Source organism: Thiomicrorhabdus marina (assembly GCF_017571465.1).
GTDB lineage: Bacteria > Pseudomonadota > Gammaproteobacteria > Thiomicrospirales > Thiomicrospiraceae > Thiomicrorhabdus > Thiomicrorhabdus marina.
Genome location: NZ_JAGETV010000002.1, coordinates 159,573 through 179,135, shown reverse-complemented (window position 1 = coordinate 179,135; position 19,563 = coordinate 159,573). Strand labels below are relative to the sequence as shown.

The 19,563-nt window shown below is 41.1% G+C and carries 20 protein-coding genes; 18 read left to right on the top strand and 2 right to left on the bottom strand.

Going from position 1 to position 19,563, the window contains the following annotated elements; translation table 11 throughout:
* Position 1 precedes the first annotated feature (1 nt).
* The 4 genes from J3998_RS02035 to fcl are packed head-to-tail and all read left to right on the top strand — an operon-like array spanning position 2 to position 4,640.
* Positions 2-1,333 (top strand): hypothetical protein, encoded by a 1,332-nt coding sequence (locus J3998_RS02035; protein WP_208147169.1) that lies wholly within the window; start codon positions 2-4, stop codon positions 1,331-1,333.
* Positions 1,330-2,553 (top strand): glycosyltransferase WbuB, encoded by a 1,224-nt coding sequence (locus tag J3998_RS02030; RefSeq protein ID WP_208147167.1) that lies wholly within the window; start codon positions 1,330-1,332, stop codon positions 2,551-2,553. The genes J3998_RS02035 and J3998_RS02030 overlap by 4 nt, the downstream gene beginning before the upstream one ends.
* Entirely contained in the window at positions 2,550-3,677 is a 1,128-nt protein-coding gene (gene gmd, locus J3998_RS02025; RefSeq protein WP_208147165.1) for a GDP-mannose 4,6-dehydratase, read from the top strand. Before J3998_RS02030 ends, gmd begins: the two co-directional genes overlap by 4 nt.
* Positions 3,678-3,680: 3 nt before the next feature.
* Positions 3,681-4,640, top strand: coding sequence for a GDP-L-fucose synthase (gene fcl, locus J3998_RS02020; RefSeq protein ID WP_208147163.1), 960 nt, complete (start codon positions 3,681-3,683; stop codon positions 4,638-4,640).
* Positions 4,641-4,646: 6 nt separating this feature from the next.
* Here fcl and J3998_RS02015 read toward each other — a convergent pair whose 3' ends face one another.
* Positions 4,647-4,805, bottom strand: coding sequence for a hypothetical protein (locus J3998_RS02015; RefSeq protein WP_208147161.1), 159 nt, complete (start codon positions 4,803-4,805; stop codon positions 4,647-4,649).
* 73 nt (positions 4,806-4,878) lie between these two features.
* Between J3998_RS02015 and J3998_RS02010 the strand changes: the two genes are divergently transcribed.
* Positions 4,879-5,169, top strand: a complete 291-nt coding sequence (locus J3998_RS02010; protein ID WP_208147159.1) for a GIY-YIG nuclease family protein — start codon at positions 4,879-4,881, stop codon at positions 5,167-5,169.
* A 247-nt stretch (positions 5,170-5,416) separates the two neighbouring features.
* Here J3998_RS02010 and J3998_RS13355 read toward each other — a convergent pair whose 3' ends face one another.
* The gene (locus J3998_RS13355; protein WP_279576186.1) at positions 5,417-5,548 is read right to left on the bottom strand and encodes a hypothetical protein; all 132 of its coding nucleotides are present in this window, start codon (positions 5,546-5,548) and stop codon (positions 5,417-5,419) included.
* A gap of 227 nt (positions 5,549-5,775) precedes the next feature.
* On the opposite strand from J3998_RS13355, the gene J3998_RS02005 reads away from it, so the two are divergent.
* The 13 genes from J3998_RS02005 to J3998_RS01945 all read left to right on the top strand — a co-directional run bounded on the left by J3998_RS02005 (position 5,776) and on the right by J3998_RS01945 (position 19,560).
* Positions 5,776-6,246, top strand: coding sequence for a GDP-mannose mannosyl hydrolase (locus J3998_RS02005; protein WP_208147157.1), 471 nt, complete (start codon positions 5,776-5,778; stop codon positions 6,244-6,246).
* Entirely contained in the window at positions 6,243-7,673 is a 1,431-nt protein-coding gene (locus J3998_RS02000; protein WP_208147155.1) for a mannose-1-phosphate guanylyltransferase/mannose-6-phosphate isomerase, read from the top strand. The genes J3998_RS02005 and J3998_RS02000 overlap by 4 nt, the downstream gene beginning before the upstream one ends.
* A gap of 10 nt (positions 7,674-7,683) precedes the next feature.
* Complete coding sequence (locus J3998_RS01995; protein WP_208147153.1) at positions 7,684-9,111, top strand: phosphohexomutase domain-containing protein; 1,428 nt, start codon at positions 7,684-7,686, stop codon at positions 9,109-9,111.
* Between the two features lie 14 nt (positions 9,112-9,125).
* Positions 9,126-10,520 carry an undecaprenyl-phosphate glucose phosphotransferase gene (locus J3998_RS01990; protein ID WP_208147152.1) on the top strand — a complete coding sequence of 465 codons (1,395 nt, stop codon included), beginning with the start codon at positions 9,126-9,128 and terminating at the stop codon, positions 10,518-10,520.
* 43 nt (positions 10,521-10,563) lie between these two features.
* Positions 10,564-10,926 carry a VanZ family protein gene (locus tag J3998_RS01985; RefSeq protein WP_208147141.1) on the top strand — a complete coding sequence of 121 codons (363 nt, stop codon included), beginning with the start codon at positions 10,564-10,566 and terminating at the stop codon, positions 10,924-10,926.
* A gap of 24 nt (positions 10,927-10,950) precedes the next feature.
* On the top strand, positions 10,951-12,315 hold the full coding sequence (locus J3998_RS13470) for an O-antigen ligase family protein (RefSeq protein ID WP_208147139.1): 1,365 nt from the start codon (positions 10,951-10,953) through the stop codon (positions 12,313-12,315).
* Positions 12,316-12,346: 31 nt separating this feature from the next.
* Entirely contained in the window at positions 12,347-13,204 is an 858-nt protein-coding gene (locus J3998_RS01975; RefSeq protein ID WP_208147137.1) for an SPOR domain-containing protein, read from the top strand.
* 147 nt (positions 13,205-13,351) lie between these two features.
* Positions 13,352-14,572, top strand: a complete 1,221-nt coding sequence (locus tag J3998_RS01970; RefSeq protein WP_208147135.1) for a nucleotide sugar dehydrogenase — start codon at positions 13,352-13,354, stop codon at positions 14,570-14,572.
* Positions 14,573-14,677: 105 nt separating this feature from the next.
* Complete coding sequence (locus J3998_RS01965) at positions 14,678-15,100, top strand: nucleotidyltransferase substrate binding protein (RefSeq protein ID WP_208147113.1); 423 nt, start codon at positions 14,678-14,680, stop codon at positions 15,098-15,100.
* Positions 15,090-15,401: a nucleotidyltransferase family protein gene (locus J3998_RS01960; RefSeq protein WP_208147111.1), complete on the top strand. Its 312-nt coding sequence runs from the start codon at positions 15,090-15,092 to the stop codon at positions 15,399-15,401. Before J3998_RS01965 ends, J3998_RS01960 begins: the two co-directional genes overlap by 11 nt.
* Positions 15,401-16,444 carry an NAD-dependent epimerase gene (locus J3998_RS01955; protein ID WP_208147109.1) on the top strand — a complete coding sequence of 348 codons (1,044 nt, stop codon included), beginning with the start codon at positions 15,401-15,403 and terminating at the stop codon, positions 16,442-16,444. The genes J3998_RS01960 and J3998_RS01955 overlap by 1 nt, the downstream gene beginning before the upstream one ends.
* 316 nt (positions 16,445-16,760) lie before the next feature.
* Positions 16,761-18,557: an ABC transporter ATP-binding protein gene (locus tag J3998_RS01950; RefSeq protein WP_208147107.1), complete on the top strand. Its 1,797-nt coding sequence runs from the start codon at positions 16,761-16,763 to the stop codon at positions 18,555-18,557.
* 13 nt (positions 18,558-18,570) lie between these two features.
* Complete coding sequence (locus J3998_RS01945; protein ID WP_208147105.1) at positions 18,571-19,560, top strand: hypothetical protein; 990 nt, start codon at positions 18,571-18,573, stop codon at positions 19,558-19,560.
* Positions 19,561-19,563: the final 3 nt, after the last annotated feature.

Sequence of the window (19,563 nt, the reverse complement as noted above, 5' to 3'; positions counted from 1 at the left end):
AATGGATAAGCTTTTTTTATTCGCGGTTTTTTTAATTCCATTTGATAATCTTAGTTTTGCTCCTTCTAGTGGTTGGGCTGCAGTATCTCCTTATTTTTTTTTCTTATACGCACTTTTGTCATTGTTTGCTAGAAGAGGTAAGGTTACTAACAAAATTACGACACCATTTATTTTTATGCTAGTTGTGATTATGGTTTCATGTATTCGTTTTTTTTGGTACGAGCCGGAGTTTAATCTTGTAGTTAGGAATTTTGTGGCGCTTGTATTAGGATTCTCTTTTTTACTCTCGCTTAGCTTGTATTTGGAGAATTATTCAAGTCAAAAAGAGTTGCAGTATAGAAAAAACAATTTATTAAATATGGTTTTTTATGGTTATGTTTTTTCTTTGGTTTATGGTGTTGTTTACATTGTTGCTTTTAAGTTAAATGTTTCACCTGTAATTTCTTTATATGAGTTAATTCAATCCAGAAATTATGGAGAACGGTTTCAGTTTTCGTTTACTGAGCCTTCTTTTTCTAGTTTGCATTTGTTTGGTATTTTGCCGTTCTTTATTATGTTGGGTGTCGTTATAGGTGCTGATAAGTTTTTTGTAAATAGACTTTCTGTACTTATGGTTTTATATTTTTTCATATTGCTTTTCTTTTTAGATTCGGCTAGGTTTATGCTGGATTTTGTTGTTTTTTTCTATTTGTTAATGGTTTTCTATTTTCTTTATAATAAACCTTTTTTAGCGTTGTCTGTGATGTTAATTTCTTTTTTTATCGTGAATAGTGTTGCTCCTGCTATTTTGGAATTATTGGTCCCAGGTCGCTTTGATACATCTGGTTCTTTGCTTGCTATTATTAATTCTGATGCAAGTTCTGCGGCGCGTTTTTTTAGATCTTCGGCTTTATATTATGGTGTTATGTCAGATGATGGTGTTTTTCTATGGGGGGCAGGATTGTCGAATGCTTGGCACAGCTTTCACTCTGGTTTTGACGCAGCTTTTACTAACTATACTAATGGTTATTTGGCTGAGATTCTTTCAGCTCGAGATAAAAATGAATCAAATTATTTTAATATGCATCTTAGGTTGATATCTGAGTTTGGTTTATTTGTATATTTGCTAGTTCTTTATTTGTTATTTGATAAAAGGTTTTGGTTTCTATATGTTTTAATTCTCTATTTTTATTTGCAGTTTGACTCCTTTGCTTTTTATTTGGTTTGGTTGTACTTGTTTATTAAATTTTATTCTGATCGCTTTAATCCTTATGCCAGTTGCGATGGAAACGAAGTTAAGTTGTTTTTTTTAACTAAGTTTTTTTATTCTCTTGTTTCTAAGGTTCGTCAATGAAGCTTCTTTTAATCTCTACCAATTATTCCCCTGAACTGACCGGCATTGGCAAGTATTCCGGGGAAATGGCGCAATGGCTTGCTGAGCAAGGGCATGAGGTACGTGTCGTTTGTGCACCGCCATATTATCCTGAGTGGCAGGTGCATGCAGGTTTTTCAGGTTGGAAATACAAGAAAGAAACCTCTGATAATTTAACGGTTTATCGTTGTCCGATTTGGGTGCCGAAAAAGGTCTCGGGTCTGAAACGTCTGGTTCATTTGGCATCGTTTGCCGCTTCAAGTTTGCCAGTAGTGCTTCGTCATATTTTTTGGCGTGCGGATGTGGTGTTTTGTGTTGAACCGCCATTATTTAACAGTTTTGGCGCGATTGTGACTGCGAAACTGTCGGGTGCTAAATCGGTTTTGCATATTCAGGACTTTGAAGTGGATGCTGCCTTTGAGTTGGGCATTGTTAAAGCGGGTTGGTTGAAGAAGTTTATTTATGGTGTTGAGCGGTTTTTAATGCGTCGTTTTGATCGTGTTTCTACGATTTCCCTGTCCATGATGAATCTTCTGGATAAAAAACAAATCGACCGTGAACGTCAGTTGTTTTTCCCGAACTGGGTAGATACATCGATTATTCATCCTTTACAGCGTTCCAGTTATCGAAACGAATTGAACATTGCGGATGATCAAGTGGTGTGTTTGTATTCTGGCAATATGGGTTTAAAGCAGGGGCTGGAAATTATTATCGATGCCGCTGAATTGCTAGAAAACGAGAAGATCGTATTTTTAATGGCAGGCTTTGGTGCGGCGGTGGATGTTCTGAAAGGAAAGTCGGCAGGCATAGAAAAAGTGGTGTGGCTGCCACTTCAGCCGTTTGAAAAATTGAATGAGTTTTTGAATGTTGCGGATATTCATTTATTACCACAACAGGCGGGTGCGGCGGATTTGGTGATGCCGTCTAAATTAACAGGGATGTTGTCGTCGGGTCGTTCGATTGTCGCTACGGCAGATGAAGGTACAGAAGTTCATACGGTGTTGAATGGCATGGCAGAAATTACCAGGCCTGGTGATGTGGATGACTTTGCAGAATCTATCAAAAAATTGGCGAAAGATGCCGATTTAAGGTCAGAATATGGTATAAAAAATCGTTATTATGCCGAACAGAATTTAAACGTTTCTGCGATTATGCAGAGATTTGAAAATGAATTAAATAATCTATTGGAAGTGAAGAAATGAAGAAAAAAGCACTCATTACTGGTGTTACGGGTCAAGATGGTTCTTACTTGGCTGAGTTCTTGTTAGAAAAGGGCTATGAAGTCCATGGTATTAAGCGTCGTGCATCTTCGTTTAATACACAACGTGTCGATCATATCTATCAAGATCCGCACACGGATAATGCGAACTTTATTCTTCACTACGGTGATTTGACGGATTCGTCTAATTTGACGCGTATCTTGAAAGAAGTGCAACCGGATGAGGTTTATAACCTCGGTGCTCAATCACACGTAGCGGTGTCATTTGAATCGCCTGAATACACAGCCGATGTAGATGCGATGGGTACGCTTCGTTTATTGGAAGCGATTCGTTTTTTAGGCCTTGAGAAGAAAACAAAGTTCTATCAAGCTTCCACCTCTGAGTTGTATGGTTTGGTACAAGAAATCCCACAAAAAGAAACCACGCCTTTCTACCCTCGTTCGCCTTATGCGGTGGCAAAAATGTACGCCTACTGGATTACAGTCAACTACCGTGAAGCCTACGGAATGTATGCATGTAACGGGATTTTGTTTAACCATGAGTCTCCGCGTCGTGGTGAAACTTTCGTAACGCGTAAAATCACCCGTGGTTTGGCGAATATTGCTCAAGGTTTGGAAGATTGCCTGTTTATGGGGAATATGGATGCTCTGCGTGACTGGGGGCATGCGAAAGATTACGTGCGTATGCAGTGGATGATGTTGCAACAAGATAATCCAGAGGATTTTGTCATTGCGACAGGTGTGCAATATTCCGTGCGCCAATTTATCGAATGGTCTGCGGCTGAGTTGGGTATAACGGTTGAGTTCACAGGTGAAGGTGTGGATGAAAAAGGGATTGTTAAAGCGATTGAAGGCGATAAAGCCCCAGCATTGAAAGTGGGTGATGTGATCGTTCAAGTTGATCCACGTTACTTCCGTCCTGCAGAAGTTGAAACGCTATTGGGCGATCCAGCCAAAGCCAAAACCAAGTTGGGTTGGACACCTGAAATCACAGTACAAGAAATGTGTGCGGAAATGGTGGCTGAAGATTTGAAAGTGGCTCAGCGTAATGTACTGCTTAAGTCACACGGTCATGATGTTGCTGTATCGATTGAAGAAGGTCGATAGGCGATGAAACGCATCTTTGTAGCCGGGCATAAAGGCATGGTGGGCAGTGCGATTGTTCGTCAGCTTTCGCAAGATTCAAATAATCAAATTATCACTGCGGATCGTAGTGAGGTTGATTTGGTTAATCAGCAATCCGTCAGTGACTTTTTTGCTAAGAATCAAATTAATCAAGTGTATTTAGCCGCGGCAAAAGTGGGTGGTATTCATGCTAATAATGAATACCCAGCCGAATTCATTTATGAAAACCTAATGATTGAGGCGAACATTATTCATGCGGCACATAAAAACGATGTGCAGGATTTGTTGTTTTTGGGTTCTTCGTGTATTTATCCGAAAATGGCTCCACAGCCAATGAAAGAAGATGCCCTTTTGACAGGCCTGTTGGAATGCACGAATGAACCTTATGCGATTGCCAAGATTGCCGGCATTAAGCTGTGTGAAAGTTACAATCGTCAATATGGGCGTGATTACCGCTCGGTGATGCCAACCAACCTCTATGGTGAAAATGATAATTTCCACCCTGAAAATTCGCATGTGATTCCTGCGTTAATCCGCCGTTTTCATGAGGCGAAGTTGGCTAATGCTCCGGTAGTGAATGCATGGGGTACAGGCAAGCCGATGCGTGAGTTTTTATACGTTGATGAGATGGCAGAAGCGTCGATTTTTGTGATGAACTTGGATCGCGAAATCTATCAGCGTGAAACTCAAACGATGCTGTCGCATATCAATGTCGGCACAGGTATAGATTGCACTATCAAAGAGTTGACTGAAACAGTGGCCAAAGTCATTGGCTATCAGGGTGAGATTCACTGGGACACAACCAAACCCGATGGTACGCCACGTAAACTAATGGATGTTTCACGCCTAGAACGATTGGGCTGGAAAGCACAGATTTCTTTGGAAGAAGGACTAACGCAAACCTATCAATGGTTTTTAGAAAATCAGGATAGCTTTAGAGGGTGATTATTGTCATGCTGAGCCTGTCGAAGCATCTTGTTGTTGGTTGGAGATCCCTCGACTACGCTCGGGATGACGGATACGTATGTCATTCCGAATGAAGGGCGGAATCTGTAAAGCCGGTAGGAGATTCTTCACTTCGTTCAGAATGACGCGTGTGGTTGAAGTCATGCTGAGCCTGTCGAAGCATCTCGTTGTTGGTTGGAGATTTTTCGCATCGAGATTACAAAGAATGGTTTAGCAGATGAATAGATACTATGTTTACATTCTCACTACAGAAAATAATAAGGTGATGTATGTAGGAGTAACGAATAATTTGCAGCGTAGGCTTTTTGAGCATAAAAACCATCTTGTGGAAGGTTTTACTAAGAAATATAACGTCACCAAGTTGGTTTATTTTGAAGAAACATTTGATGTCAAAGCCGCTATAGCTCGTGAAAAGCAATTTAAGGGTTGGCGAAGAGAGAAGAAAAACCAATTGGTCGAAAGTATTAACCCTAATTGGGTTGAGCTTTTTATTGGTGATTCTCTATAGCACTGGAACCTCTTGTCTTGGGGTGACCCAGTATCTGTCATTCCGAATGAAATGAGGAATCTGTAAAGTCGGCAGGAGATTCTTCACTCTGTTCAGAATGACGTGTGTGGTTGCTGTCATGCTGAGCCTGTCGAAGCATCTTGTTGTTGGTTGGAGATCCCTCGACTACGCTCGGGGTGACGAATACGTATGTCATTCCGAATGCAATGAGGAATCCGTAAAGTTGGAAGGAGATTCTTCACTCCGTTCAGAATGACGTGTGTGGTTGTTGTAATGCTGAGCCTGTCGAAGCATCTTGTTGTTGGTTGGAGATCCCTCGGCTACGCTCGGGATGACGGATACGTATGTCATTCCGAATGGCGTGTGTGATTGCTGTCATGCTGAGCTTGTCGAAGCATCTTGTTGCTAGTTGGAGATCCCTCGACTACGCTCGGGATGACGAATACGTATGTCATTCCGAATGACGTGTGTGGTTGTTGTAATGCTGAGCCTGTCGAAGCATCTTGTTGTTGGTTGGAGATCCCTCGACTACGCTCGGGATGACAAATACGTATGTCATTTCGAATGACATGTGTGGTTGTTGAAAAGTGTTGTGAATAACATTTGATGCTTTTAGAAAAAGACTTTAAACAGTTAATTAAAAATGCGCCGCTTTTTGCCATTGATCTGGTGATTGTGAATGAGCAAGAACAGATTTTAGTCGGTCGGCGCAAAAATGCTCCGGCAAAAGATTTCTGGTTTGTTCCTGGCGGGCGCGTTTATAAAAACGAGTCTCAGGAAGAGGCGTTTGAACGTATTTCTAAAGCTGAGTTAGGCTGCGTTATTCAACGTCATCGGGCGCAGTTATTGGGTTTGTTTGATCATTTTTATGACGATAGTTTTTTTAGTTCCGATATTTCAACCCACTATATTAATGCGACTCATGCATTTCGTTTAACATCTGAAAAACTGTCTTTGCCTTTAGAACAACATAACGACTACCGTTGGCTATCGATACAAGAGCTTACTGAAGATTCGCAAGTACACTCATTCAGCAAAATATTTTTACCCAATTTAAAAGCGTGGCTAAAACAATGATTAATATCATCCTTTGCGGCGGTTCTGGCACCCGTCTATGGCCTTTGAGCCGTACTATGTTGCCTAAGCAGTTTGTGCGTCTGTTTCACGGTCGTTCGCTGTTTCAAGATACGGTATTACGTAACCAATCTCTTTGTCAGCATTCAATGATCGTCTCAAACCGTGAGCAGTATTTTTTAGCGGTCGATCAGTTGGAGCAAATATCAGGGATTGAGGTCCCCGAGTCAAGCCCGAGGATGACGTGTGATTTTAGTCACTCACAATTTTTATTAGAACCGGTGGGGCGTAATACCGCACCAGCCATTGCTTTAGCTTGTATGGCTGTGGATAGCGATGATTTGGTGTTTGTTACCACTTCCGATCATTTGGTCAAAGATCAAGTGGCTTATGAAGAGGCTGTATTGCAGGCAAAAGCGTTGGCCGAGCAGGATAATCTAGTCACTTTTGGGATTCAACCTGCGTTTGCGGAAACCGGGTTTGGCTATATTGAGGCCGATGGTAACGAGGTGTTGTCATTTAAAGAAAAGCCGGATGCAGTCACTGCTCAGTCTTATATTGACCAAGGTAATTATTATTGGAACTCTGGCATGTTCTGTTTTAAAGCCGGCGTTTTCTTGGCGGAATTGGAAAAGCACAGTCCAGAGATTTATCAAGCTTGTAAAAGCGCAATGCCAAACAGTGTTGATTGTGCCGAAATCGCGATTGAATTGTCGGCTATGCAAGCCATTCCGGAAGACAGTATTGATTATGCGGTGATGGAAAAGTCGGATAAGGTCAAAGTGGTGCCGTGCGATATGGGTTGGTCGGATTTGGGCAGTTTTGATGCACTGTACGATGAGGTTAAAACCTCTGCTCAAAGCAATGCCGTGCTTGCGCGTTTGGACAATTCGCCCGCACCAATCTGCGTTGATTCCGATAATAATCTGATTGTGGCGCGTGATCGTCAGATTGCATTAGTTGATGTTCACGATTTATTGGTGGTAGATACCACCGATGCGATTTTGGTTTCCAAAAAAGGCAGTTCGCAAAAAGTCAAAAATGTCGTCGCGGAAATTAAAAAATCTCGTCCGGAAATGGCCGAGATTCATCGTCTTGCTTATCGCCCTTGGGGAACCTACGAAGTGTTGGTTGATACAGAGGGCTATAAAGTGAAACGCATTATGGTCAAACCCGGCGGGCGCTTGTCGTTGCAGAAGCATTTTCACCGTAATGAACACTGGATCGTGGTATCCGGTACGGCAACTGTGACCGTGGATGATGAAGTGAAATTGGTGCGACCAAATGAATCCACCTATATCAAAATGGGGCAATTACACCGTCTGGAAAACCACGGCAAAATCGATTTGTATATGATCGAAGTGCAAGTGGGTGAATACACCGGTGAAGACGATATAGTGCGTGTAGAAGACACTTACGGACGTTCCTAAAGGCAAGATTGTGACGCAGACTGTTAAAGAAATCATTCAACAAAGTGGCATCGGTTTTGGTACCAGCGGCGCACGCGGTTTGGTAACTGATTTTACCGATCAAGCCTGCGCCGCTTTTACCTTGTCGTTTATTGCTGCCATGCAGCACGATTTTTCATTTAAACGCCTTGCCGTTGCCATGGATAACCGACCAAGCAGTCCGCAGATCGCGGCGGCTATTTGCGGCGCAGCAAAGGCAATGCAGATTGACGTGGTGTTCTATGGTGTGATTCCGACTCCGGCATTGGCCTTGCAGGCGATGATCGACCAAGAGCCGTCGATTATGGTTACCGGTAGCCATATTCCGTTTGATCGCAATGGCATTAAATTCTATCGGCCGGATGGTGAAATCACCAAAGCCGATGAAGCCGCTATCATCGCTTGTGATTTACCAATGTTAGCCATAGAGCCTGAACTACCGGATGTGAATAGTGTTGCAACGCAAACCTATACGAATCGTTATGCCGATTATTTCGGGAAACAAGCGCTCTCTGGACTGAAAATCGGTATTTACGAGCACTCCAGTGCCGGACGCGATTTATACAGTGCTTTACTGACCCAAATGGGAGTAGAAGTTACGTCCTTGGGTCGCTCTAATGAATTTGTACCAATTGACACCGAAGCGGTTGCCGATGCCGATCGCGAAAAAGCGCGCGCTTGGTCAAAACAATATGGCTTTGATGCGATTTTCTCCACCGACGGTGATGGTGATCGTCCACTCATTGCCGATGAAAAAGGTGAATGGTTACGAGGTGACATCGTTGGTCTTCTAACGTCTAAATTTTTAGGGATAGAAGCTTTAGCGGTGCCGGTGAGTTGTAATACGGCGATTGAAAAAAGTGCTGAATTCAATTTAGTTAGCCGTACTCGAATTGGCTCTCCTTATGTCATTGAAGCTTTTATGGAATTGTCTGATAATTACGCCAGTTTTGCTGGCTTTGAAGCGAATGGTGGTTATCTGTTAGGTTCGGACCTAACCTTAAATGACCAAGTATTAAAGGCCTTGCCAACACGCGATGCCTTATTGCCGGTTATTGTGCTGCTCTCGCATGTTGTGCAACAGAAACAATCGCTTTCATCGTTTGTAAGTGCCTTGCCACAGCGTTTTACCGCAAGTGATCGCATTCAAGGTGTACCAACCCAAACCAGTCAAACCTTGATTGCCGAAGGAGCGGAAAACCCTGAGCGATTGTTGGCAAAACTGGATGTGCAAAATCGGCAAGTAAGTACAGTTAATCAAGTGGATGGCTTGCGTTTAACGCTGAGTGATAATTCGGTTATTCACCTACGACCGTCGGGTAATGCACCGGAATTGCGTTGTTATGCTGAGGCCGAAGACCAATTAGAAGCGGTAGCACTTGTTAATCAATGTTTGAATAAGATTCGAACGTTAGTTTAAAGAAGAATAGAAAAATGAACAAACGGGCTAGTTTACGAACAAAGGACAGTGTCCCTTCTATTTTTAGAGTTTTGGATATTGCTGTACTTTCTCTCTCTTTATTTGTTGTTGCCTCCTTGTATTCTGTTCCGCTGACAACAGATTATCTGTTGGTGCTTACTGTCATGACGACGGTTTACCTTTTCTTCTCCGATTCCACCGGACTGTACCGACGACTTCGTCACGGTCATTTTTCAGAAAGGGTGACATTGATTGGCATTGTTACCAGTGTTAGTTTTTTAGTGGTTATTTCCATTATTTTCCTGTTTAAAGAGAGTGAGACTTTTTCTCGATTAACTTTCTTTTTATGGTATCTGTTGTCTTTGGTAGGGCTTGTTGGTTGGCGAGTGATTTATCGTTTTAATCGCAGACGAAGTTATCGTTCAGGGCAGAATCTACGTAAAGTGGCTATTGTCGGGCTAACGGAGTCAGGCATCAAACTGCGCAATGAGATCGAAAAGTTTCCTGAATTGGGTTTTAAATTTGTCGGTTTTTTTGATGACCGAGATGTAGAGAGGCTGCAAATCCAAAATGAAACCCTAAGCGGTGGCGTTATGGATGCTTTAGAGTTAGCTAAAAATGACGCCATTGATAGTGTCTATATTTGTCTGCCTGTCGCAGCTGAAGGGCGCATTGCACATATTATTCGTACCTTAAGTGACTCAACGGTTAATGTGTTTTTTGTCCCTGATTTTCTTTTAAGTACCATGATGCACGGTAATGTCAGTAATTTAGGAACCGTTGATACCATTAGTGTCTTTGAGCAGCCGGTATCGGGTAGTCAGCAGTTCTATAAGCGTGCATTTGATATCGCGTTCAGTTTCTGGGCTTTATTGCTATTAGCTCCGGTTTTACTTGCCATAGCGGTTGCCATAAAGACAACGTCGAAAGGTCCTGTTTTGTTTAGACAGCATCGTTACGGTTTGGATGGTAAGAAAATCAATGTCCATAAGTTCCGTTCTATGACGGTAATGGAGAATAGTGATAAGGTTGTTCAAGCGAAGAAGGGCGATGCACGAATCACCAAAGTCGGAGCGTTTTTACGGCGCACTTCATTGGACGAGCTGCCGCAGTTCTTTGATGTGTTGATTGGCAATATGTCAGTGGTTGGTCCGCGCCCGCATGCGGTGGCTCATAACGAGGAATATCGTAAATTGGTGGACTATTACATGTTGCGTCACAAAGTGAAGCCGGGGATTACTGGCTGGGCGCAAATCAATGGTTGGCGGGGTGAGACTGATACGCTCGATAAGATGGAAAAACGCATTGAGTTCGATTTGGAGTATATCCGTAATTGGAGTCTTTGGTTTGATATTAAAATCATCTTTTTAACGATTTTTAAGGGATTTATTAATAAAAATGCCTATTGATCGTTGTCACTTAAGTCTTGAGCGGCTTGTTGGAAGTTACTAAGTGGTTTTGCGGGTTGTAATCTTTCTAGCTGTATTGTCGATTTTATTGTGGGGCATGTTTAGAGCAGAATCTCCGCCAGAGCTGTGGCAAGGTGCTTTTTATGGTATTAGCTCTGATAAATTTTTGCATTTTTTCGCTCTTCTGATATTTTCTGTTTCCGCCTATTTCGTTTTTCAATTAAAGCAACGATGGATTCTTTGGGCATCGCTATTTATTGTTGCCGGGGTTCTTGAATTTTTACAAAATCATTTTCAGCCATCCCGTCAGTTTTCTTACTTGGATATGGCTGCGAATGTGTTTGGAGTCTTTGTAGTGTTCATGTGCTGTCAGCTTAGAGCTTTGGCTGCAAAGTGGAATCGATAATAATCATTTTTGGAATGCTTGTTTGTGTCTAGTCAAAGTCGTTTGTTTGCCATTAACCAATGGTTTCTATTAATTATTTTGTTATGGGCTCCTTTGCCAAAAGGGAGCAATACTGACTGGTCGGCTGCACTATTGGTATTCTTGGTTGCGACGTCTCTTTTTATTTGGTCTATTCATCTTTTACGAACCAAGCACAGCTCTCTCCCGATTAAATCCCCTGCGGTTATCTTGTCTGGCCTGTTGCTACTGTTTCAAGTTTGGGTGGCTGGGCAATGGTTATTTGAAACTAAGTATGATCCTGCTCAGCATTTTCAATATTTGATGTTGGGGGTCGCTTATAGCAGTATGTTTATTCTTGTGTTAGCGCACTTTAGAAAACGTGTTGACTTAACAAAGCTAATCGCGGTATTGATTATCAGCGGAACCTTTCAGGCATTTTATGGTACCAGTGTTGTGCTTGGCGCAATGGAACCGTTTTTGTTTGAGAAGGTGCATTACATGACGGATGCAACGGGAACATTTGTTAACCGAAACCATCTGGCTGGTTATTTGGTCATGGTGATTGGGCTTGGAATTGGACTGATGTTAGCGATGCGTGATGGTCGTGAATGGAACTGGCGAAATTTTATGGAGTTGGTTTTAAGTAATAAGATGAAGATTCGTTTGGCTTTGGTGGTGATGGTTATCGGCTTGGTTATGTCGCACTCTCGAATGGGGAATACGGCCTTTTTTATTGGCTTGATCATTGTCGGCGCCATGTTTATTTTTAGCCTTAAAGAACATCGAGTTCGTAATAGTTTATTGTTGGTGAGTTTTATTGTTATCGACATCATTATTATCAGTCAATATTTTGGTTTGGATAAGCTCAAAGAGCGTTTAATGAATACTGAAGTTACGGTCACCCAGCAAAGTGGTGAGGTTTTGGTGGATATTAATGACTTACGTGGCCCGATATTTGAGAAAAGTATGCATTTGTTTGAACAGGCACCTTTGGTTGGGATTGGAGCCGGTGGCTATGAAGTTGCCTTTATGCCGTTGGCTGGTCCTAATTTCGGAGGGGTTGTTGATCATGTTCATAATGACTATATCGAATTTTTGGTCGAATACGGATTGATTGGTGTTATTCCTCTGGCTTTATTTGTGGCTATCGCTTTAAGTTATGCGATTAGGAGTTTGCGAAACCGACAATCTTATTATCGCAGTGGCATCGGTTTTGGTAGTGCCATGGCGATTATTGGGATCTTGGCGCATTCTTTTACCGACTTTAATTTGCACATCCCTGCGAATGCATTAACTTTTGTTGTCGTTTGTGCGATTGCAGTGCTCTCTTTTACCCATGAATCGCATTCAAGAAAACGGGTCAAAAAGCGCCGACTGTCTTCAGAATGAGCATGTGCAAGAGGCGTTTTGGGAGATTGAATTGAAAAGAACGTTGCTTTTTGCTGTGATTGCCATCTTTAGCGCTCAAAATGCGGTTGCTGATTTTTATGATGGTGTTAAGGCATTTCAGAAAGAAGATTATCAACGAGCCTATGACGAATGGCTGCCCTTAGCTGAAGACGGTGTCGCTCAAGCTCAGAGTAATCTTGGGCTTATGTATGATGTTGGCACGGGAGTTAAGCAGGATTTTGCTAAAGCAATACAGTGGTATCAAAAGGCGGCTGAGCAGAATAATGTTAATGCACAATACAATCTTGCGGTGATTTACTATCAAGGCAAGGGCGTTGCAGTGAATTATCAAAAAGGTTTTGTCTTATTGCAAGCAGCAGCTAAAGAAGGGCATTCAAGTGCGCAAAATGACCTGGGTTGGGTCTATGAAAATGGTGTCGGAATTGATAAAGATTTCGCTAAGGCAGAGTTTTGGTATCAATTAGCATTGGAGAATAAACATTCGCTCGCTTTAGAGAATTTAACGAATCTTCGAAGCAAGATGGCGAGTAATGCTGAGGAAATTGGGCACTTACCTGCTGGATTAGATGATGACGCTGATATTTCTTGGTTGAATAGTCAGCCAGATAGTCATTTTACAATGCAACTGGCTAGCTCCGAGTCTGAAGTGAAGTTGCGGGCGATGGTTGTTAAAAATGCAATCTCTGGAGCTAAGGTCATACCTCAAAAGCGTGATGGCCGTTTGTATTATGTGGTTCTTTTGGAGTCAAAAGAAGATAGAAAAGAGCTTAAAAAACTAGCGGAAAAAGTTAAACAAAAGTGGTCAGTGTCTCCTTGGATTCGACAAATATCTGGGGTGAAAAAACTAGTTTATCTGAAAGGCGCATAAAATCTGCCATTCACTTAGGGGGCTTATTCAGCCCTTTTTAAAGGGAAGTTGTTATTGTGACGTTTACCAATTTTTGGCAAATTCCTATAGAATAGTTTCTACATTGAAATTAACAGTTTTGAATAGATTGAACTTGGAAATAAAGATATGAAAATAGCAGTAGCGGGTACGGGTTATGTTGGCCTGTCATTAGCGGTTTTGTTGGCGCAAAATCATGAAGTTATGGCTTTGGATATTGTGCCGGAAAAAATCGATTTGTTGAATAATCGAAAGTCACCGATTGTCGATGCGGAAATCACCGATTTTTTGGATAACAAAGCGCTAAATTTTACCGCTACCTTGGATAAGGCTAAGGCTTACGAAGGGGCTGAGTATGTTGTGATTGCGACGCCTACTGACTATGATACGGAAACCAATACCTTTAACACACGCAGTGTCGAAGTGGTGATTGCCGATGTGCTGGCAATCAATCCAGATGCAGTGATGATTATTAAGTCAACCATTCCGGTTGGTTATACCGATCAAGTCAAAGCAAAATTCAATTGCGACAATATTATTTTCTCCCCAGAGTTTTTGCGCGAAGGCAAAGCGTTGTATGACAATCTCTATCCGTCGCGTATTATCGTCGGTGAAGAATCCGAGCGCGCCAACGTTTTTGCCAATCTGTTAGTCGAAGGTGCAGAAAAGCCCGCTGATGATATTCAAGTTCTGTTTACCGATGCCACTGAAGCCGAAGCAGTGAAACTATTCTCAAATACGTATTTGGCGATGCGAGTGTCTTATTTCAATGAATTAGATACCTACTGCGAAACCCATGGTTTGAACTCAAAACAAGTTATTGAAGGTGTCGGTCTTGATCCACGAATCGGCAGCCACTATAACAACCCATCATTTGGCTATGGTGGTTACTGCTTGCCGAAAGACACCAAGCAATTGCTGGCTAACTACAATGATGTACCGCAAAACTTGATTAAAGCGATTGTTGATTCCAATACCACGCGTAAAGACTTTGTGGCAGATCAAATTATTAAAAAATGCACTCAAGCAGCAGGTCATTCCCGCGTAGGCGGGAATCTTTCGCCTGTTGTTGGAATATATCGCTTGATTATGAAGCAAGGCTCGGATAACTTCCGTGCCAGTGCGATTCAAGGCGTGATGAAGCGCATTAAAGCCAAAGGGATTGATGTTGTCATTTATGAGCCGGTGCTTGAAGAAGCGGGCCAAACTGAATTCTTCCATTCAAAAGTGATTACCGATCTGAATGAGTTTAAAGCGATGAGTGATGTAATCGTCGCCAACCGTTTGGTTGAAGATGTTGCAGACGTTGCCGAGAAAGTCTATACACGCGACTTGTTTGGAAAAGACTGAGTCTAATTATGTGTCATTGCGAGGCCCTTTTTTCTGTGGGCCGCGGCAATCTATGTATTGAGCGTTATAGCAATCCAAGTTAGTAATCTCGGTAAAGGCGGGAAGGTGATTCAACAAAACATTGATACAACTTATTTGAAGCGTTGTATTGCTGCTTTAGATAAGGCTTTTTCCAAGTTGCAAGACTCCAAAGAGGATGAGATTGAGTTTGAGATTTATCGCTCGGCGGTGATTAAAGAGTTTGAGATTATTTTGGAGCAATCCGGAAAGCTTTTGAAAAAACGGCTGAGACCTTTTTTTCATAGTAACAAAGCCGCAGATCAATTGTATTTTAAAGACCTTTTTCGTCATGCTGCTTTGCATAGTCTTTTAACGGCTGAAGAGGTTGAAAGGTGGTTGGGGTATCGTGATAACCGAAACTCAACCAGTCATGACTATGGTGAAGAGTTGGAAAATAAGACGCTAGTGCTTATTCCGCAATTTTTATCAGATGCTCAAAAGTTGGTTGAAGTCATTGATGCAGCTTAGAGATAAAGATAAACAAATGATCATTCAAGTTGCAAGGCAGTCATTTACACAGCCTGTTAAAATTTGGGCTTTTGGCAGTCGTGTGAATGGTCAAGCACATGAAGGGAGTGATTTGGATTTGGTCGTTATTCCTAGTGACGAGAAGTCCATCGATTTTGATGAATTCACCGATTTTAAGGAAAGGCTGACAGAATCAACTATCCCGATTTTAATACAGGTGATGGATTGGAATCGAATCACAGAGTCGTTCAAAGAAAATATCTTGACCGCTTACGTAGAGTTGGTCGAGTTGGATAAATAATGAATTTAAAACAAAAAGTATTAGTCACCGGCGGCGCCGGTTTTATCGGTTTTTTCCTAACTCAGCAGTTGCTGAACCGCGGTGACCAGGTTGTCGGTATCGATAATCTCAATGATTACTATGATCCGCAGCTAAAACATGATCGGCTGTCTGAATTAGCGGAACATTCACATGCGGCCAATTACCGCTTTATTGAGTTGGATCTGGCGGATCGCAGCGGGATTGAAGCTTTGTTTGCCGAACAGCAGTTTGACGTGGTCGTGAATCTGGGGGCTCAGGCTGGCGTTCGTTATTCGATTGATAATCCGCACGCCTATGTAGATTCCAATCTGGTCGGTTTTGTTAACATTCTTGAAGGTTGTCGTCATTCCAAAGTGAAGCATCTGGTTTATGCCAGTTCCAGTTCGGTATATGGCATGAATACCAAGCAGCCTTTCAGCACTGATGACCGCGTCGACTTTCCAATCAGTCTGTATGCCGCGACCAAAAAATCCAATGAGCTAATGGCTCACACTTATAGTCATTTATATGGTCTTCCTACCACAGGTTTGCGTTTCTTTACCGTTTACGGGCCTTTCGGTCGCCCGGATATGGCGTATTTCAAATTCACTAAGGCGATTCTGGAAGGCAAAGCGATAGATGTTTATAACAACGGAGAAATGCAGCGCGACTTTACCTATATCGACGATATTGTTGAAGGCGTCATCCGAGTTATGGACCGCATTCCTGCTGTTACTCAAGGTGGTGTCATTGCGAACGAAGCGAAGCAGTCTATAAGCGCAATCACCAGTGCTCAAGCTCCATATAAGGTTTATAACATCGGCAATAACCAACCGGTCACCTTGCGTCGCTTTATCACAGCCATTGAAGATGCTTGCGGCGTAAAAGCCAAAGAAAACCTTTTACCTATGCAAGCTGGCGACGTTCCGATAACCTATGCCGATGTGGGTGATCTGATCGCAGATACCGGATTCAAACCAAGTACTTCGATTGAAGAGGGGATTGGTAAATTTGTTGAATGGTATGAAGTTTATCGGAATTAGATATGTTTTTTTGGAGCTTTGTTGTCATATAAATGTAAGTCGAATTTCAAATTGAGGTGTTGGATGAAGAGGTATGTGTGAGATGTTAAGTGGTAATTTTACGTAAAGGGTGTTCGAAAATAAGTAAGGATAATATCTAGCCTAGATTTAAATAATTTGTTTTGTTTTGTGTGTATTGAAATGATGTTTCGGATTTAAGTTATGTTATGAGATTGATAGCACAGATGGTAAAACATTAGACTGTAGTTGTGGTGTTGAATTGCAAACAGTTAGTTCCATAGTGAGTTTTGTGTAAAAGTTTATTGGTGAAAATTTCATGATAAAAATAATTAAGAGACTTTTAGCTCTCCTGACAGTTCGCCAGAGGCGACAAATTATTGGATTACAGGTGCTGATGGTTTTAATGGCGGTTTTTGAAGTTGCAGGTGTTTTGTCAATTGGTCCATTTATGGCGGTTGCTATGGACTTTGAAAAAATTAACTCGAATCATTATTTAAATGAGCTTTATATTATTAGCAAGCTAGAAACACCTGAGGGGTTCTTATTTTTATTAGGAGGTGCTTCTTTACTGTTTCTATTAATTGGTAGCACTTTATCAACCATCACTTCATGGAGACTAATGAGGGTCGGTGAGGTTATAGGAGCAGACTTTGCATCAAATCTATTCACATATTATCTTTCAAAACCTTGGTTATACCACTCTCAAACAAGTAGCAGTAAATTAGTTAAAGCTATATCCACTGATTGTATAAGAGTAACTCAAAACATTCTTTATCCGACTCTTCAGGTTAATGCAAAAATCTTCTTGGTTTTAATTATGGGCGTTTCAATTTACGTTATTGACCCTGTGATTATGGTTGCAACAATCGTTATATTTGCATCAGTATATGGATTTATATTTTTCTTTGTGAAAAAGCCTTTATCTAGTATGGGTAAATCGATTTCTGAACTAAGTTCTGCACGTTTCAAATTAATGTCTGAAGGATTTGGTTGTGTAAAAGAGGTTTTATTGCTACATAGACAAAAATATTTTTTTAGTGCTTTTGAAGAAGCTTCAAAGGATATTGCTAAGTCTCAAAGCAATATATCTATCATAGGAGTGATTCCTCGTTACGCTCTAGAGTTTGTTGCTTTTGGTTTTATCATAGTTTTGGTTATGTATTTAATAGGTGTAGAAGGTCAGAGTAATGTTATTGCAACTCTTTCCATAATGGCGCTTGCTGGTATGAAACTATTACCATCGTTCCAATATATTTACATGGCACAATCGCAAATTAGAGGGAGTTTTTCCTCGCTTGAGGCTATAGAAAAAGACTTGCTCATGTTTAATAAAGAAACAAGTAACAGAAGCAAACTCGAATTTTCTGTTGACCTTGACTTCAAGAGGAAGTTTGAATTAGAAGGCATCTTATTTTCTTATGATAAAGAGATTAAACCAGCTCTAAATAAACTTAATCTCACAATCTATAAAAATCAATCTATTGCTTTGGTTGGAGCCTCGGGCTCTGGAAAATCCACAGTAGTAGATTTAATTTTAGGTTTATTAACACCTCAACAAGGTCGTATATTGGTAGATTCCGTAAAGCTCGATGATAAGGGCCTTCTTTGCTGGCAAAAGAAAATTGGTTATGTTCCTCAGACAATCAACTTAACGGAAAATTCAATTGCTGAAAATATTGCTTTTGGCATACCTAAACAAGAAATTTCATTTCAACAAGTTGAAAAAGCAGCGAAGTTAGCTCATTTAGATGAGTTTGTATCCAAATTACCCGAAGGCTTGGAAACTAGTGTGGGTGAACGTGGCGTTCAACTCTCAGGAGGGCAGAGGCAAAGAATTGGGATTGCAAGGGCTCTTTACAACGACCCTGAAATATTGGTTTTGGATGAAGCAACCAGTGCTCTCGACGGTGTTACTGAAACATTAATTATGAATGCAATCCATGAATTCGCTGGTAATAAAACCATCATTGTTATTGCCCATAGGCTTTCTACAGTTGAAAGTTGCGACCAAATCTATTTACTTGACTCAGGAGAAGTTGTTTCACAGGGCTCCTATCAAGATCTAATAAATGAAAATGATGCTTTCAAGAGAATGGCAGGTAAACAAATTTAAGGTTTTCACAATTATGACAAAAGTACCAGTTGCTTTGATATTTTTTGCAAGACCTGATGTTTTGGAAAGAACATTTGCAGCAATACGGCATGCAAAACCAAAACAGCTTTTTCTGATTCAAGATGGGCCAAGAGAAGGTAAGCAAACTGACCTAGAAAAAATTAAAGAATGCCGAAGCATTGTTGAAAATGTTGATTGGGATTGCCAAGTTTACCGTAACTATTCAGATGTAAATTTGGGCTGTGGTGGTCGAGTTTCTTCTGGAGTGACTTGGGCATTTGAGCATGTAGACCGTTTAGCAATTATCGAAGATGATTGTGTGCCTTCTGAAGGCTTTTTTACGTTTTGTCATGATTTATTAGAAAACTATAAAGATGATGAGCGTATTGACATGATTAGTGGCATGAATAACTTGGGTGTCTACGATGAAATTCAAAATGATTATCTGTTTGCTCAAGAAGGCTCAATATGGGGCTGGGCAACCTGGAAAAGAGTATGGGATAAGATTGATTTTGAAATGAATGAGTTTAATGATCCACACACACTAAAACTCCTTAAAGAGCATCGCGGTCAGAGTTTTATTAATGATTATGAATCCTTCAAACATCGACTGCATCACGGGGATAAGATGTCATCTTGGTCATTGCAGCGCGGCCTTAATATGTTCTTAAACTCTGGTTTGATTATTGTTCCCAAAAAGAATCTGATTACAAATATTGGCCTTGCTGAAGATGGCGCTAATTCCGTTTCGTCTTTAAAAATGATACCCAAAAGCATGAGGGGAATTTATTTTATGAAAACTTATCCCGTTGAATTTCCATTAAATCACCCAAAATACGTTATTAGAGATGTCCTTTTTGAAGAAAAGCTAAAAAACATTATGGGCCGTGGGAGTAAATGGCAACAGTTTTTACGCCAGAGTGAATCGATTATTTATCGAATTTATTATCGAGACGAAAAGCTTACACAAAAATTGAAAAAATTGTTTACATTCGGACGGTAATGA